The sequence below is a fragment of the Streptomyces sp. R21 genome, assembly GCF_041051975.1.
Lineage (GTDB): Bacteria > Actinomycetota > Actinomycetes > Streptomycetales > Streptomycetaceae > Streptomyces.
Genome location: NZ_CP163435.1, coordinates 9,298,948 through 9,314,617 on the forward strand (window position 1 = coordinate 9,298,948; position 15,670 = coordinate 9,314,617).

General features: G+C 72.6%; 15 protein-coding genes and 1 pseudogene. 12 read left to right on the forward strand and 4 right to left on the reverse strand.

The window, feature by feature from the left end:
* The first annotated feature begins 26 nt into the window (after positions 1–26).
* Positions 27–959: a glutaminase gene (locus AB5J56_RS41645; protein WP_369241119.1), complete on the forward strand. Its 933-nt coding sequence runs from the start codon at positions 27–29 to the stop codon at positions 957–959.
* A 16-nt stretch (positions 960–975) separates the two neighbouring features.
* On the opposite strand, the gene AB5J56_RS41650 is transcribed toward AB5J56_RS41645, so the two are convergent.
* Positions 976–1,740 (reverse strand): alpha/beta fold hydrolase, encoded by a 765-nt coding sequence (locus AB5J56_RS41650; protein ID WP_369241121.1) that lies wholly within the window; start codon positions 1,738–1,740, stop codon positions 976–978.
* Positions 1,741–1,892: 152 nt separating this feature from the next.
* Here AB5J56_RS41650 and AB5J56_RS41655 point away from each other — a divergent pair, with 152 nt between their 5' ends.
* The 3 genes from AB5J56_RS41655 (at position 1,893) to AB5J56_RS41665 (ending at position 5,846) form a co-directional block, all read left to right on the forward strand.
* Entirely contained in the window at positions 1,893–2,882 is a 990-nt protein-coding gene (locus AB5J56_RS41655; protein ID WP_369241123.1) for a phosphotransferase enzyme family protein, read from the forward strand.
* A 127-nt stretch (positions 2,883–3,009) separates the two neighbouring features.
* The gene (gene mptB / locus AB5J56_RS41660; RefSeq protein ID WP_369241125.1) at positions 3,010–4,398 is read left to right on the forward strand and encodes a polyprenol phosphomannose-dependent alpha 1,6 mannosyltransferase MptB; all 1,389 of its coding nucleotides are present in this window, start codon (positions 3,010–3,012) and stop codon (positions 4,396–4,398) included.
* 53 nt (positions 4,399–4,451) lie between these two features.
* Entirely contained in the window at positions 4,452–5,846 is a 1,395-nt protein-coding gene (locus AB5J56_RS41665; RefSeq protein WP_369243092.1) for a glycosyltransferase 87 family protein, read from the forward strand.
* A gap of 11 nt (positions 5,847–5,857) precedes the next feature.
* Here the strand turns inward: AB5J56_RS41665 and AB5J56_RS41670 are convergent.
* The 3 genes and pseudogenes from AB5J56_RS41670 to AB5J56_RS41680 all read right to left on the reverse strand — a co-directional run.
* Positions 5,858–6,781, reverse strand: a pseudogene (locus AB5J56_RS41670) (D-alanyl-D-alanine carboxypeptidase family protein); the annotation flags it as partial.
* A gap of 161 nt (positions 6,782–6,942) precedes the next feature.
* Positions 6,943–8,085, reverse strand: a complete 1,143-nt coding sequence (gene rho / locus AB5J56_RS41675) for a transcription termination factor Rho (RefSeq protein ID WP_369241127.1) — start codon at positions 8,083–8,085, stop codon at positions 6,943–6,945.
* 342 nt (positions 8,086–8,427) lie between these two features.
* On the reverse strand, positions 8,428–9,261 hold the full coding sequence (locus AB5J56_RS41680) for a class I SAM-dependent methyltransferase (protein WP_369241129.1): 834 nt from the start codon (positions 9,259–9,261) through the stop codon (positions 8,428–8,430).
* Between the two features lie 101 nt (positions 9,262–9,362).
* Here AB5J56_RS41680 and AB5J56_RS41685 point away from each other — a divergent pair, with 101 nt between their 5' ends.
* The 8 genes from AB5J56_RS41685 to AB5J56_RS41720 all read left to right on the forward strand — a co-directional run bounded on the left by AB5J56_RS41685 (position 9,363) and on the right by AB5J56_RS41720 (position 15,616).
* Complete coding sequence (locus tag AB5J56_RS41685) at positions 9,363–10,283, forward strand: zinc-binding dehydrogenase (RefSeq protein ID WP_369241131.1); 921 nt, start codon at positions 9,363–9,365, stop codon at positions 10,281–10,283.
* A gap of 302 nt (positions 10,284–10,585) precedes the next feature.
* Positions 10,586–11,809 (forward strand): cytochrome P450, encoded by a 1,224-nt coding sequence (locus AB5J56_RS41690; protein WP_369243094.1) that lies wholly within the window; start codon positions 10,586–10,588, stop codon positions 11,807–11,809.
* A gap of 124 nt (positions 11,810–11,933) precedes the next feature.
* The gene (locus tag AB5J56_RS41695; RefSeq protein ID WP_369241133.1) at positions 11,934–12,674 is read left to right on the forward strand and encodes a YciI family protein; all 741 of its coding nucleotides are present in this window, start codon (positions 11,934–11,936) and stop codon (positions 12,672–12,674) included.
* Positions 12,671–13,012, forward strand: a complete 342-nt coding sequence (locus AB5J56_RS41700; protein WP_369241135.1) for a YciI family protein — start codon at positions 12,671–12,673, stop codon at positions 13,010–13,012. The genes AB5J56_RS41695 and AB5J56_RS41700 overlap by 4 nt, the downstream gene beginning before the upstream one ends.
* The gene (locus tag AB5J56_RS41705; protein ID WP_369241137.1) at positions 13,009–14,274 is read left to right on the forward strand and encodes an RNA polymerase sigma factor; all 1,266 of its coding nucleotides are present in this window, start codon (positions 13,009–13,011) and stop codon (positions 14,272–14,274) included. Before AB5J56_RS41700 ends, AB5J56_RS41705 begins: the two co-directional genes overlap by 4 nt.
* A gap of 51 nt (positions 14,275–14,325) precedes the next feature.
* A complete protein-coding gene (locus AB5J56_RS41710) occupies positions 14,326–14,499 on the forward strand; it encodes a hypothetical protein (RefSeq protein WP_369241139.1) in 174 nt (57 codons plus the stop codon).
* A 61-nt stretch (positions 14,500–14,560) separates the two neighbouring features.
* A complete protein-coding gene (locus AB5J56_RS41715; RefSeq protein WP_369241141.1) occupies positions 14,561–15,307 on the forward strand; it encodes a class I SAM-dependent methyltransferase in 747 nt (248 codons plus the stop codon).
* Between the two features lie 126 nt (positions 15,308–15,433).
* Positions 15,434–15,616, forward strand: coding sequence for a hypothetical protein (locus AB5J56_RS41720; RefSeq protein WP_369241143.1), 183 nt, complete (start codon positions 15,434–15,436; stop codon positions 15,614–15,616).
* Positions 15,617–15,670: the final 54 nt, after the last annotated feature.

The window sequence follows — 15,670 nt, forward strand, 5'->3', positions numbered from 1 at the left end:
AGCACCAGGACCGGCCGGACGGCACAATGGTGATCATGTCTCCGTCGCTGACCTTCCAACCGGTCCTGGAGCGCATCGCCACCGAGATCGCGCAGACTCCCGGTCGCGGGCGGCCCGCCGACTACATCCCGGCGCTCGCCGCCTGCGACCCGCGCAGCTTCGGCATGGCCGTCGCCGAGCTCGACGGCACGGTCTACGGCGTCGGGGACTGGCGCCAGCCCTTCTCCACCCAGTCCATCACCAAGGTCTTCACCCTCGCCCTCGACCTGGCCCGCGAGGGCGACGAACTGTGGGAGCACGTCGGCCGCGAACCGTCCGGCAACCCGTTCAACTCCCTGGTCCAGCTGGAGTACGAGAACGGCATCCCGCGCAACCCGTTCATCAACGCGGGCGCCCTCGTCGTCACCGACCGGCTGCAGACCCAGACCGGCGACGCGGCGGCCACCCTGCTCGACTTCCTGCGCGCCGAGAGCGGCAACTTGGCGCTCACCTTCGACAAGGGCGTCGCCGCCTCCGAGGCCGCGAACGGCGACCGCAACGCCGCCCTCGGCCACTTCATGGCCTCCTACGGCAACATCGACAACCCGGTGCCGGTCCTCCTCGACCAGTACTTCCGCCAGTGCTCCATCGAGGCGTCCTGCGCCGACCTCGCGCTGGCCACCGGATTCCTGGCCCGGCACGGCATCCGCGCCGACGGCTCCCGGCTGCTCACCCGCAGCCAGGCCAAGCAGGTCAACGCCGTCCTGCTCACCTGTGGCACCTACGACGCGGCCGGCGACTTCGCCTACCGTGTGGGCCTGCCCGGCAAGAGCGGCGTGGGCGGCGGCATCATCGCGGTCGTCCCCGGCCGCTGCACCCTGTGCGTGTGGAGCCCCGGCCTGGACCAGCGCGGCAACTCCGTGGCGGGCGTCGCCGCCCTGGACCGCTTCACCACGCTGACGGGGCTGTCGGTGTTCTGAGCTCGGCCACTCGGAGTCAGCCGAGGAACTCGGTCACCACGGGCAGCAGCAGCTCCGTCCGCTGCATCAGCGCCATGTGGGCGGTCGCGGGCAGGACCGCCAGCCGGGCGTCGGGGATGAGGCCCTGCATCTCTGCCGCGTGCTCGATCCGCACGAAGTCGGTGTCGCCGATGACCAGGAGCGTGGGTGCCGCCAGCCCGCGCAGGTCGTCGGCGCCCCAGGGCAGCGGGGCGTGCGCCGCGGCCGTGCACTTGCCGATGAAGTCCTGGAAGTGCTCGGGATGGGGTGCGACGGCCGCGTACGCCTCCGCCATCTCCTGGAAGTCGGCCTGGCTCGGCAGGCGCGGGGAGGTGTAGTCGGGCGTGCGGATGTCGTCGTGGTAGCCGTCCTGCGTGTACTGGGTGGAGGCGAGCACCAGCTTCCCGACCCGCTCGGGGTGGCGCACGGCGATCTCCAGCGCGGTCAGGCCGCCGAGGCTGAAGCCGAGGAAGTCCGCCTGCTCGACGCCGAGTTCGTCCAGCAGCGCCACCACGTCGGAGGCCAGGTTCGACACGGTCATGGCGCGCTCGGTGTCCGCGGTACGGCCGTGTCCCTGAAGCTCCGGAGCCACGACACGCCGTCCGGCGGCCAGGGCGGGCAGCACGGCCGCGAAGGCCAGCTCGATGGTGAGAACGCCGCCGTGCAACAGGACGAGCGGGCGCCCGGTGTCGTGCTCGGCGCCGTGGATCTCGTAGTACATCTCCAGGCCGTTGACCTTGGCGTACGCAGAGCTGTTCGTCATCGTCATCACGTCCGTTCCGGGGCAGCCGTATGGGGATACCAGGCAGACCGGCGGCACCGGGAGAACTCATCGCTCCGGCGGCGGCGATCGCACATGGATCAATCCCGGGCATATAGTCGACGCCGGTCATCAGCATCCGGAGAGGCATCTGCGTGCACGACACAGCGGACTTAGTGGCGGACACCTACGCGCTCGGCGCCGGGCCGTGGACGATGACACCCATCACCCGTGGCGCACTGGGCCAGATCTGGAGGCTCTCCGGAAACGGCTCCTCATGGGCGATCAAGGAGCTCCTCTTCGGCTGCGACGAAGAGCAGGTCGACCGGGAGGCCGCGCTACGGCAGGCCGCGGAGGACCTGGGCATCGCGTCGCCGCGGCTCTTTCCCAACCGCCACGGCGCACACGTCTCGCAGCTCGCCGCCTCTTCCGGTGGTTCCACGGCGTCCTACGTCAAGCTGTACGACTGGATCGACGGTACGAAGGCGGACCCGTCCGATCCGGAGATCCTGGACTGGTTCGGCCGGGCCATGGCGCTCCTGCACACGGCGGGAGAGGGCGCGAGCGGGGCGCCGGATCCCTGGTACGAGCAGTGCCCTCAGGACACCGACTGGAAGAAGCTCCACAAGGAGGTTCAGCAGGCCGGGCTGGAGTGGGCGGACCAGCTGGGCCGGTTCATCGCGACGTCCGCGACGGAGCTGGCCCGGTGGGTGTCCCCGTCCGGCTCCGGCGATCTGGTGACGTCACATCTCGACCTTCAGCCCCAGAACGTCCTGGTCCGCACGGACGGACCGGTCCTTCTGGACTGGGACAACGCCGGGACCATCTCCGCGGAACGCGAACTCGCCAAAGCCTTGTACGTGTGGTCGGGCGGCAGCGAGGCGAACACCGATTCCGCCCGGCGACTGATGCGCGCCTATCGCAGGGCCGGAGGCCGCGCCGCCGTCAAGGGTCCGGATTCCTTCTCGATGCTGTTCGCGACCGACCTCAACTACGTCCGCGTCCAGGCCGAGTGCGCCATCGATCCGGCCGTGACGCCCGCGCAGCGCGAGTTCGCCGGCAACCAGGTCGTCACCACCCTGAACAGCCTGCCGGACCTGTCGGCCATCGCCCGGCTGACCGCGGCGGTCGAAGCCGTGGGGTGACCCCGGCGGTCGAGCCCGAGGTCTGACCGAGGACCGATCACACGGCGGTCACACGCAGGCCGTCGCCCCGAGGGAAGTGTGTCGCCTTCCGGCCATCCGGCGTTGACACGCTGCCCGAGTGTTGGCCATGGCTTTTCCCGTCGATCTACGCCGCTGTCAGGCCCTGGGCCTGGCCGGTACCGCCGCGTTGGCGCTGGGCGGTGAGACGGCCGGGGCCCTGCCGGTGCGGGAGCTGCTCGATCCCGCCTCCGCACGCGGCGCGCTCGGCCTGGTCGGCGTGTACTTCGGCGTCGTCCTGCTGATCGCCGCCTGGGCGCTGCTGGGCAAGGTCGTACGCGGCCCCGAACCGCCGCCCGTACGCGCCCTGTTGGGCGTGCTCGCCGTCTGGGCGGCGCCGCTGCTGCTGGCGCCGCCGCTGTTCAGCCGGGACGTGTACAGCTATCTCGCGCAGGGCGCCATGGTCGACGCGCACCTCGACGTGTACGCGCACGGGCCCGCGCAACTCGGGGGCCCGCTCGCCGACGAGGTGGCGCCGATGTGGCAGCAGACCGCGACACCGTACGGCCCGGTCTTCCTCGCCGTCGCTTCCGCGCTGTCCGGCCTCACCCGGGGCGACGTGCCGGCCGGGCTGATCGGTATGCGTCTGGTGGCCCTGCTCGGCGTGGCCCTGATGGCGGCCGCGCTGCCCCGGCTGGCCCGGCACAGCGGCGCCGACCCGGCTGCCGCGCTGTGGCTGGGCGCGCTCAACCCCCTGGTCCTGCTGCATCTGGTGGCCGGCGCGCACAACGACGCCCTCATGCTCGGCCTGCTCGGTATCGGGCTGGTCGCCGCGCGCGGCCGGTGGCACGTCCTGGGCGTCGTCCTCGTGACGCTGGCGGCGCTGGTCAAGGCGCCCGCCGCGCTCGGCCTGCTGGCGGTGGTCGCGCTGCGCGGCCGCCGGGGCCTGGGACGAACCGTCCTCACCACGGCAGGCGTCGCCCTGGCCACGACGGCGGCGGCAACGGCCGCAGCCGGTACCGGATATGGCTGGATAGCAGCCCTGAAGACGCCGGTCTCCCCGCACAACTGGGCGCCCACCAGCGTCCTCGGCCGCGCCACCGGCGCCCTGCTTCACCACCTCGGCAGCGGCCTCGCCCCGCTGGCCCTGCCGCTGTGGCAGGCGGCCGGACTCGGCGCGACCGTGCTGGTCGTCCTGTTCATCTGGCTGCGGCTCAAACCCGGCCCGGTCTACGCGCTGGGGCTGAGCCTCGCCGCGATGGCCGCGCTCGGCCCCGCGATCCGGCCCTGGTACGCCCTGTGGGGCCTGTTCCTCATCGCCGCCGCCGCGCCCCGCGGAGCGGTCGGCCCCCGCGTCGCCGCCGTGACCTGCGTCCTGGCGCTGGCCGTCCTGCCCGGCGGCGGCCCCCCGGACGCCGCCCAGGTGGTCCTCGCCGTCTCCGGCGGCGCCCTGGCCGCGGTCGTACTCTGGCAGGCCCACCAGGCGGCCCATGCCCCGGTGCTCGGGCGGGCGGCGTGAGAGCGCCGCGCCCGGCTTCGGTGAGCCGCTCGGGCACGGATCGTGGGTGGCTGATCGTTCTGCCCGCCGACCGCGGACGGCTGCTCCTGCTGCTGGCCCTCGCCGCTGCCGTCACCGTGTTCACCGCGACCGTGCCCCTGCTGCGCGACTGGTTCGACCTGCGCGTCTACTACGGGGCTGTGGACGCCTGGATCCACCACAGCGGCCGGATCTACGACTACCGGGTGCCGGGGACGACGTACGGCTTCACCTATCCGCCGTTCGCCGCCCTCAGCATGCTGCCGATGGCCGCGCTCGGGCTCCGCGCGGCGATCGTCGTCTCGCTGCTGCTCAACCTCGCGGCCCTGGGCGCTGTGGTGTGGATCCTGGTCGGGCCCGCGCTGCGCCGCTACGGCTGGTTCGGGTTCGCCGTGGCGGGCTGTCTGCTGGCGCTGCTCGAACCCGTCCGTGACACGTTCAGCTTCGGGCAGGTCAATCTGCTGCTGCTGGCCCTTGTGCTCGGCGACGCGTGGCTGCTGTCCAACGGCCGGGGCAGCTGGGCGGGCGTCGGCATCGGCCTGGCCGCGGCCGTGAAGCTCACGCCGGTGCTCTTCATCGGGCTGCTGCTGCTCGCCCGGCGATGGCGCGCCGCCGCCGTCGCGTCGTCCGTCGCCGCTGCCGCCACCGCCCTGGCGGCGTGGGCGGCGCCGGACGCCTCGCGCTTCTACTGGACCGACGCGGTGTGGGACACCACCCGCATCGGCCGCCTCGCCTACGTCTCCAACCAGTCGTTGCAAGGCGTGCTGGCTCGGCTCGCGCAGCCGCACGAGCCGAGCCGGGCCGCATGGGCGGTGGCCGCCCTCGCGGTGCTGTGCGTCTGGGCGTGGCGGGCATCGCGCGCGGTGGCCGCCGAGGACTGGCCGGCCGCCTTCGCCCTGACGGGCCTCACCGCCTGCCTGGTCAGCCCCATCACCTGGGTGCACCACCTGGTGTGGTTGCTGCCGTCCTTCGCCGTACTGCTGCACCGACACCGGCCGCGCACCGCCGCCGCCCTGTACGCGGTGCTGTGCAGCAGCGTGGTGTGGCTGTGGTTCCACGACGCGTCCGGCATCGACGGCTTCCTCGGCAGCAACACGTACACCTGGATCACCCTCGGACTGCTGCTGTGGCTGCCGATCCGTCAGCCGCGCGTGATCCGCCGGCCCTTGAGCCGCAGCGCCAGCGCCACACCCCCCGCGCCCAGGCCCGCCGCGCAGACGATCCCGGCCGCCGCCGGCCAGCCGGGTCCGTCGCCGGTGGACAGCGGCGCGGCCACGGTGGCGGTGGCGGGAAGGGCGGCGGGCCCCGACCGCGGCACGGCCCGCGAGTCGACGAGCGACCCGACGGGGTCGACGCGTCCGGCCGCGCCGAAGCCCCAGTCGAGCAGGGAGCGGGCCTCGTCGTACACGGTGAACCCGCCGCCCGCCTGAGGGTTCATCACCGTGACGACCAGGGTGCGCCCGCCGCGGCGCGCGGCGGCGACGAGGGTGTTGCCCGCGTTGGTGGTGTAGCCGTTCTTGACGCCGATCATCCCGGGGTACGGTTCCACGCCGTCCGCGCCGCTCAGCAGCCGGTTGGTGTTCTGGATCGCGTACGACGAGTTCCCGCCCGCGGGGAACTGGGCCTGCGCCGTGGAGCAGTACCGCGCGAAGTCAGCGTTGCCGAGGCCGGTCCGCCCGAACACGGCCAGGTCGTACGCCGAGGAGACCTGGCCCGGCGTGTCGTACCCGTCGGGGGAGATGACGTGCGTGTCGCGGGCGCCCAGCGCGCGGGCCTTGGCCTGCATCCGGGCGGCCGTGGTGCGCCAGCCGCCGTTCATCGCGGCCAGCACGTGCACGGCGTCGTTGCCGGAGTTGAGGAAGACACCGCGCCACAGGTCGGACACCCGATAGGTGTGCCCCTCGGCGACGCCCACCAGGCTGCTGCCTTCGCCGATCCCCGACAGCTCCTGCTCGGTGACCGTGTGCCGCAGGCCGCCGGGCAGCACCGGCAGCACGGTCAGCGCGAAGAGCGTCTTCAAGGTGCTGGCAGGGGGCAGCCTGCGGTGTGCGTCGTGCGCGGCGAGCACCGCGCCGGTACGAGCGTCCGCCACCAGCCAGGACAGGGCGGAGACCTCGGGCACCGTGGGGGCCCCGGCGCGGGGCCGTACCTGGGTGTCCGACCGGTAGAGGGAGGGCTGCTGTGACGCGCTGGGTCTCGGGGCGCCCGGGTCCGTCGCGGCACGGGCGGCGGCCGGGCTCGGCGCGAGAGCCAGCGCACCGACCATGCAGACGGCGGAGCAGGAGACGGCGACGCGGGAGAGGGCGGCCCGGGAGGCGGGGCCCCGCTGAATGACACCGATGCGGGATGAGGATCCGATGGTCATACCGCAAACGTAGGAACGGACACGGCGTACAGCGGGCTGCCAGGGCCGAGCGACGGGATCGAGCACCCGGATGCCGCACGCGAGAGGTGTCCGGTGGGGTGCCGGAGGGTGCGGGCCGCACGCTCGGCTTCGGCACGTACAAGCTGACGCCGGACGGAGTGTCAGGAGGCGGGCAGCGTCGGCTGGACCTGCCGCAGGAAGGTGGCGTTGTCGGGCGTGGCGCGCATCCGCTCCAGGAGGGTTTCGAGGTTGGCCTGCCCGTCCCGCGTCTGCAGGGCGCGCCGCAGTCCTCGTACGGCGCTCAACTCGGCAGCGGGCAGCAGCAGTTCCTCGCGGCGGGTGCCGGACGGGGTGATGTCGACAGCCGGGTAGACGCGCCGGGAGGCCAGCGTGCGGTCGAGGCGGAGCTCCATGTTGCCGGTGCTCTTGAGCTCCTCGAAGAAGAATTCGTCGGCACGGGAGCCGGTCTCCACCAGTGCGGTGGCGAGGATGGTCAGCGAGCCGCCCTCCTCGGTGAGGCGGGCGGCACCGAACAGCCGCTTCGGGCCCTGCAGCGCGCTCGCGTCGACACCGCCGCTGAGCGTGCGCCCACCGGAGGCGGCCGCGTTGTTGTGCGCCCGGCACAGCCGGGTGAGGGAGTCCAGCAGGATGACGACGTCCTCGCCCTGCTCGACGAGCCGCTTGGCACGCTCGATGACGAGCTCGGCGAGTGCGATGTGCTGCTTGGGCGTCTTGTCGAACGTCGAGGCGAAGACCTCGCCGCGCACCGAGCGCCGCATGTCGGTGACCTCTTCCGGCCGCTCGTCGAGCAGCAGCACCATCAGGTGGCATTCGGGGTGGTTGCCCGCCACGGCGGCGGCGATCTGCTGGAGCAGCACGGTCTTGCCGGTCTTGGGCGGGGCCACGATCAGGCCGCGCTGGCCTTTGCCGACCGGCGAGACCAGGTCGATGAGGCGGGTGGAGGGCCCGCCCGCCGGGTGTTCGAGGCGCAGCCGGTCGCGCGGGTGCAGCGGGGTGAGGTCGCTGAAGTGCGGGCGGCGCTTGAGCTCTTCGGGCGTGCGGCCGTTGATCCGCTCGACCTCGGCGAGGGCGCGGGGTCCGCCGCGCACCCCTTCGACGGTGTCGCCCTTGCGCAGGCCGTGGCGGCGGATGAGCGCGGCGGAGACCTGGATGTCGGTCGGCGCGGGCAGGCAGCTGTCGGCGGCGCGCAGGTACCCCTGCCCGCCCTGGGCGATGTCGAGGACACCGAAGGCCTGGGCCGGGAGCTGCTGCTGTACGGGAGGGTGTTCGAGTGTGGTGGTCATGGTGATCGGTCCTTTCGCGGACGGAGTCATGAGGTCATGAGGGAGGGAGGGGAATGCCGGGGGAGGCGGCGTGCTCACGCCTCCGTGCGGCGGACGACATCACCTCGGGTAGGGCGGACGGCGGGAAATGCCCGAGTCCGTGCTCACGAGGTGGTGCGAAGAAGCTGGTCGGCCGGTCGGGATACGACGGGCGAGTCAGCGAGAAGAAGTGGAACTGGCACCGGCGCCCGAGACGGGGCGTATACAAGTGCTAGCGGCACTGTACCACCCAGCACCCCGGCGTGACTGTGATGTGCGCCTCAGTCGTTCGCGGAGCGGGGTCGAGGGTCGTTTTGGTGCAGGTCAGCGGCTTGCGAGGAGGCCGTAGAGCAGTGGGATGCGCGGTTCGGTCTCCGGCAGGCGCCACCAGCCGGACGGGGTGCGGGTCATCTGCGGCCAGCGGGACCAGGGCAGTTCGTCGCTCTCGCGCAGCCGCCGGATGTGCAGACCCGCGCCGATCAGGGCGTTGACGACGTCGCCCAGTCCGTGCATCCACTCGTAACTCTCGGTCGCGCCCCGCACGGCCGGGCCGTCCGTGTAGGTGTACGTCGCGTCCCGGTGGACGGCGTCCCGGCCGCCCAAGTAGTCGTGTCGCAGCAGCAGTTCGCCGCCCTCGCCCTCGGCGGGCTTGGGGCCCAGGGAGTTGAACAGCGGATGGAACTCGGCGATGTACAACCGGCCCCCGGGCCGCAGAAGTTGCGCCACCACCGCTGCCCAGCGATCGAGGTCGGGCAGGTAGCACAGGGCGCCCTTGCCGGTGTAGACGACGTCGAACCGCCGCCCTTCCAGGGCATCCACGGCGTCGTACACATTGGCCCGTACGTACGGGATGTCGGCGCCCGCGCGCGCCGCGATGTCGGTCGCGGCCCTGACCGACTCCTCGGAGATGTCCAGGCCGACCGCACGGGCGCCGCGCTCGGCGAAGGCGATCGTCTCGGTGCCGAGATGGCATTGGAGGTGCAGCACGTCCAGACCCGTCAGGTCCCCGAGGTCCTCCCACTCGAAGGCGGCGAACCAGCGGGACGGGTCGAGCTTCTCGTGCAGCCCGTAGAAGCGGCTGGCGAGGTGGACGGGGGTGCGCGCGTCCCAGTTGGCCTGGTTGGCCCGCATCATCCGCTCGTGCTCGGCGCTCGTCATGGGGACATCCAATCGTGTGCGACCAGCGAACGGCGGGAAGAACTCCGGCTCGGCGCGAGTTGGTGGCTGTCGAGTCATCGGCGACCAGAAGGGTAACTCCCGTGCGTGCACTGATTGTTGATCCCGAGGCACCCGGCCGGCTGAGGCTGGGGGAGGCCCCTGATCCGATTCCCGGCCCCGGGCAGGTCCTGGTCGAGGTCCGGCACACCTCGCTGAATGCGGCCGAGCTGTTCTTCGCTGAGCGGGCGGAGCCCGGAGAGGTGATCGGCTTCGATGCGGCGGGCGTCGTGGTCGCCGTGGCGTCGGACGGCAGCGGCCCCGGGGTCGGCAGCCGGGTCGTGGGCTTCGCCGAGGGCGGCGGCTTCGGCGCGCTGCGCGCCATGGACACGGCTGACCTGGCCGTGGTGCCCGACGGCGTCGACCTGGGCGAGGCAGCCACCCTGCCGGTCGCCGCCGGCACGGCACTGCGGGCGCTGGAGCAGGCGGGGCCGCTGCTGGGCCGCCGAGTGCTGGTGACCGGGGCGTCCGGCGGTGTCGGCGGGTTCGCCGTGCAACTGGCCACGCTCGCCGGGGCGTATGTCGTCGCGGTCGCCGGTTCCGAGGAGAGTGCCCGGGGCCTGTCCGAGCTCGGTGCGGACGAGGTGGCGATCGGCCTCGATACGGTGACCGTTCCGGTGGACGTCGTGGTCGACACCGTGGGAGGGGACCAACTCGTGGCTGCATACGCCCTGTTGGCGTCCGGTGGGAGCCTGCAGAGCGTCGGCTGGGCCGCCGGACGCGAGGCGGTCCTGCCCGTCGGCTCCACCCTGGGCAGCCCGGCGCCCAAGGCGATCGTCTCCGTCTACAACGGCGGAGGCCTCACCGACCGCCATGCGCAACTGCGCCGACTGCTCGACCTGGTCGCCGCGGGCCGGCTCCGCGTCCCGGTCGGCTGGCGCGGTCCCTGGGACAAGATCGCGGACGCTGTGGACGCGCTGGGCAACCGGCGACTTCGGGGGAAGGCGGTGCTGGACGTGGAGTGAGGCGCAGTCCGTACCGGTTCACGGTCGCGCCCGGCCGGGCGATGACGATCTACGGCTTCGTCGCGCCCCCACGTGATGACCCGCCGGGCGAGCCTCGCGCCGGGGAACTCGGCGCGGGGCCCGCGCATTTCCCCAGCGGGCACAACAGGAACCCCTCAACACCCCAAGTGGTTCTCCGAGTTGCTGCGCACACCGCTGTGAGCAGGCAGAATCACCGTCGTACGACCCCAAGTCGTACGACCCCGACCAGGCATCGCAGACTGGAGAAACCGGTGGACGTCTCACCAGGCACCCCGCATCGCATGGACCCCGCGGGCGGCTGCCCGCACGCCGACAACGCGCGGCTGCTCGCGCGGGGGAGCGTCGCCCGGGTGGTCCTGCCCGGTGGGGTGGAGGGCATGGCGGTGCTCGGGCACGACGCGCTGAAGGAGTTCCTCGCCCACCCCGAGGTCGCCAAGGGTGCCCAGCACTTCACCGCCCTGCGGGAGGGTCGTATAGCCGCCGGCTGGCCACTGATGACCTTCGCCACCGTGCGCGGGATGACGACCGCGGACGACGACGACCACCGTCGGCTCAGATCGCTGGTGAGCACGGCGTTCACCCCTCGCCGCGTGGAGCGACTGCGGCCGTGGATCGAGGAGTTGACCGACGGACTGCTCGACGACCTCGGTCGCGCGGCGGACGGGAACGACGGCGTGGCCGACCTGCGCCGGAACTTCGCGCTGCCACTGCCGATGGGTGTCATCGGCGAACTGCTGGGCGTCGACGCCGAATACCGCGACCGGCTGCACCATCTCTCCAGCCAGGTGGTGGCCACCGACATCGGACCCCAGCAGGCCGTCGCCGCCAACCGCGAACTGGTCGCGGTCCTCGCCTCGGTGGCCGCCGCGCGGGCCGAACGGCCGGGCGACGACCTCACCAGCGCGCTGATCGCCGCCCGCGACGAGGAAGGCGACCGGCTCAGCCAGGAGGAACTCATCGGCACCCTGGTGCTGATGATCATCGCGGGGCACGAGACCACCCTCAACCTCATCACCAACGCCGTCCGCGCGCTGTGCGGCCACCGCGACCAGCTGGAGAGCGTGCGGAAGGGCGAGGCGAGCTGGTCGGACGTGGTCGAGGAGACACTGCGCTGGGACGCGCCCGTCAGCTACTTCCCCTTCCGCTACCCGGTCCGCGACCTCACCCTCGACGGAACGCTGATCCCCAAGGGCACGCCCGTACTCGCCGGATACTCGGCCGCCGGACGCGACCCCGGCGCCCACGGCCCGGACGCCGACCGCTTCGACGTGACCCGCTCCGCCCGCCCCGGCGCCGCCCGCAACCTCTCCCTCGGGCACGGCGCCCACTACTGCCTCGGCGCCCCGCTCGCCCGCCTGGAGTCCACCATCGCCCTGGAGCGGCTGTTCACCCGCTTCCCCGACCTCGACCTCGCCGTCCCCGAGGCGGACCTGACACGCCACTCCAGCTTCGTCGGCAACAGCGTGCGGGCTCTGCCGGTGCGGCCGGGAGCCTCCCGAGGCTGACCCGGGACCCGAGTCCCGGCTTCTCCCGCATGCCCGGCGCGAACCCGCGAGGATGGAGGTGTCGATTCGGCGCCGGCCCGTTCGTCGGTGGGACGTCAGGACCTCGTGAGCACCGGGAGGAACCATGAAGTACATGCTGCTGGTCTGCGGCGACGACACCGCCGACGCCTCCGGCATGACCCCCGTCGAACCGTGGGTGGCGGAACTCGGCGACCGCGGCATGCGCCTGCACGGCCACCGACTCGCCGTGCCCGCCGAAGCCGTCACCGTCCGCGTCCGCGACGGTGAAGTGCTGCGCACCGACGGGCCGTTCGCGGAGACGAAGGAGTACGTCGCCGGATACGACATCCTCGACTGCGCCAGCCTGGAGGAGGCGATCCAGGCGGCGGCGAAGCACCCCGTGGCGACCATCGGAGCCATGGAGGTGCGCCCGTTCTGGGACGACGAGGGCGAGGACGCCGAGACGGCGATCCGCAGCCTCGACAACGAACTCACGCTCGCCCTGCGTGAACGGAACATCGAGCGCCGGCTCGCCTGCTACACACCGGACACCGAGGTCGTCCACCCGATGAGCGGGCTGGAACAGCGCGGACTCGACGCCCTCCGCAAGGCCCAGGAGTGGTTCTTCGCCACCGTCACCGGACCCGTGGAGCGCGAGGTGCTGGAGTTCCGCCTCCGGGTCGACGAGAGCGTCGCCTTCAGCCACGGTGTCGTCCGGGTCCGGGGAACGCTCACCACCGGCGACCCGCTCGACAGCGTGGCACGGGTGACCACCGGCTACCGTGCCGTGGCCGACCGGTGGCTCATCGACCACGAACACGCGTCGGTCCCCGTCGACATCGGCATCAAGGGCGAGCGGTCATGAAGTACGTGCTGTTCATCTGCACACCCGTCGCCGACGAGGAACTCGGCCCCGAGGAGATCGCCGAGGACTCCCGCTTCACCGCGTACGCCGACGAGGTGCGCGAGCGCGGCCTGGGCCGCGGCGGAGCACGCCTGCGACCCTCCACCGACGCCACGACCGTGCGCGTCCAGGGCGACGAAGTGCTGCTCAGCGACGGGCCGTTCGTCGACACCAAGGAGTACATCGCGGGCATCGACATCGTCGAGGTCGCCGACCTCGACGAGGCCATCGCCCTCGCCTCGCGCCACCCCGCCGCACGCGGCGGCGGATCGGTGGAGGTGCGGCCGGTCTGGGAGTGAACGAGAACCCGGCGGCGAACGACGTCGAGAACGCGGTCGCCGCCGCCTTCCGCGAAGAATGGGGCCAGGTCGTCGCCACCCTGATCCGGGTGACCGGCGACTGGGACCTCGCCGAGGAGTGCGCACAGGACGCCTTCGCCCAGGCCCTGGACCGGTGGCGGCGCGACGGAGTGCCGCGCCGCCCCGGCGCCTGGCTGACCACGACGGCGAAGAACCGCGCCCTCGACGTGCTGCGCAGGCAGGCGGTGGGGGCCGAGAAGCTGCGGGAGGTGGCCGTGCTGGCGCGCCACGAGGGGCCGTACGACCCGGAGTTCGAGGACGACGGTGGTGTGCAGGACGACCGGCTGCGGCTGATCTTCACCTGCTGCCATCCGGCGCTGCCGATCGAGGCCCGGGTGGCGCTGACCCTGCGTACGCTCGCGGGCCTGACCACCCCCGAGATCGCGCACGCCTTCCTCGTCCCCGAGGCGACGATGGCGCAGCGGCTGGTCCGTGCCAAGCGGAAGATCCGCAACGCCGGCATCCCCTACCGCGTCCCGCCCGCACACCTGCTGCCCGAACGCACCACCGGCGTACTCGGCGTGCTCTACCTCCTCTTCAACGAGGGGTACGCCGCCACGTCAGGCGCCGATCTGCTGCGCAGGAACCTGTGCGCGGAGGCCATTCGCCTCGCCCGCGTTCTGGCCCGCCTCATGCCGGACGAGCCCGAGGTGCTCGGTCTGCTCGCGCTGCTTCTGCTGCACGACGCCCGGCGCGACACCCGTGTCGACGAGGCGGGGCAGCTGGTGACACTGGAGGACCAGGACCGTACGGCCTGGGACCGGCCCGCCGTCGACGAGGGCGCCGCCCTGCTGGAGGCGGCGCTGCGCCGCGGCCGCCCCGGCCCGTACCAGATCCAGGCCGCCATCGCCGCCTGCCACACCACCGCCGCCACGGCCGAGGAGACGGACTGGGCCGACATCGCGGGGCTCTACGGCGAGCTGGCCCGCTTCGTGCCCTCCGCCGTGGTGCGGCTCAACCGCGCGGTCGCGGTCGGCATGGCCGAGGGCCCGGCGGCGGGTCTCGCCCTGATCGCGGAACTGGAACAGGAGGGTGATCTGGCCGACTACCACCTGCTGCCAGCCACCCGCGCCGATCTGCTGCGCCGCATGGGGCGTACGGCGGAGGCGGCCGAGGCGTACGGCCGGGCGCTGGAACTCGTGGAGAACGACGCGGAGCGGAACTTCCTCGAAAAGCGGCTGGCGGAGTGTCGATCGGCGTAGGACCCGTTCGTCGGTGGGGTGCAAGGACCTCAACGACACGGGAGTTACGCCATGAGCATCACCACCGCCCTCGTTACCCGCCCCGCCAAGAGCGCCGCCGCCCTCCTCGTTCCGCGCCGCCGCCGGGGCGCGAGCAGCGCTCCGGCGACGACGGCCACCGACCGCCTGCCGGGCACCATGGGCACGCCCGACGTCTGGCTCGCGGGCCTGCGCCTGGGAGGCTGAGCCATGCCCGCCACGGGCAGCCCGAACGCTCGGGACCCCGCGCTGCCCTAAGCTGACCCCGATGTTCACCCCGCAAGGTCCCACACTCCGCGAACTGGCGGTCCAGGCACTCTCGTCCGTCGAGCACGGCTACGACCTGCTGGCTCCCAAGTTCGACGACACCCCGTTCCGTACACCGGACTCGATCCTCGATGCGGTGGGGCGCGCCCTCGGCCGGATGGGCCCGTTCGACAGCGGGCTCGACCTGTGCTGCGGTACCGGCGCGGGCATGGACGTGCTCGGGCGGCTGTGCCGGAAGAGTGTCACCGGGATCGACATCAGCGCGGGCATGCTGGCCGTCGGGCGGGAGCGGGCCCGCGCCGACGGGGCGCCGCCGCGCCTGGCCTGGGTGCGCGGTGACGCCCGCGCCCTGCCGTTCGGACCCGCCTTCGACCTCGTCGTGAGCTTCGGTGCGTTCGGGCACTTCCTGCCGCGCGAGCGGCCGAACCTGTTCGCCCAGGTCCACTCCGTGCTGCGGCCGGGCGGTCGTTTCGCGTTCCCCCTGCCCGCCCCGGCCCCGGCCGGCTCGCCCTGGTACTGGGCCCTGCTGGGCTTCGACGCGGCCATGCGGCTGCGCAACGCGCTCTGGCGTCCGCCGTTCGTCATGTACTACCGCGCCTTCCGGCTCGCCGACGTCCAGCGTGAACTGGCCGGCGCCGGCTTCGACGTACAGCTCCAGTCACTGCCCGAGTTCGGGCACCGCTCCGACGGCAGCCCGCGCTGCCGGATGGTCGTGGCCACCCGCACGGACGGCGAAGGCCCGCACTGACGCCGGCCGCCGCGTACGGAATCGCTGCCGCCCGTCCCGTGCCGATTCGTCGAAGTGATCGTTTCTCCTCCGGGCGATCAAGCCCTTGATCCACTCAGGGCCTGACGGCCCGTGTGAGGGGTGGCGATGGAGTTCTTGATGGGGCAGGGCGCGCCGTGGCTCGTCACCGCGTTCCGGACGCCGAGCGGCGAACGGGCGGATAACGAGCTGGTGGACGCGTTGCGCGAGCTGCGGGCCCGTGTCCTCTTCGACCACGGCAGGCGCCCCGCGTTCCGGGACGCGGGCGGCGCGCACGTCGACGGTCAGTAACTGGACCACGGCGCCTGGCACTTCATCGCCCGGCGTGAGCCCGACGGCCCGCCG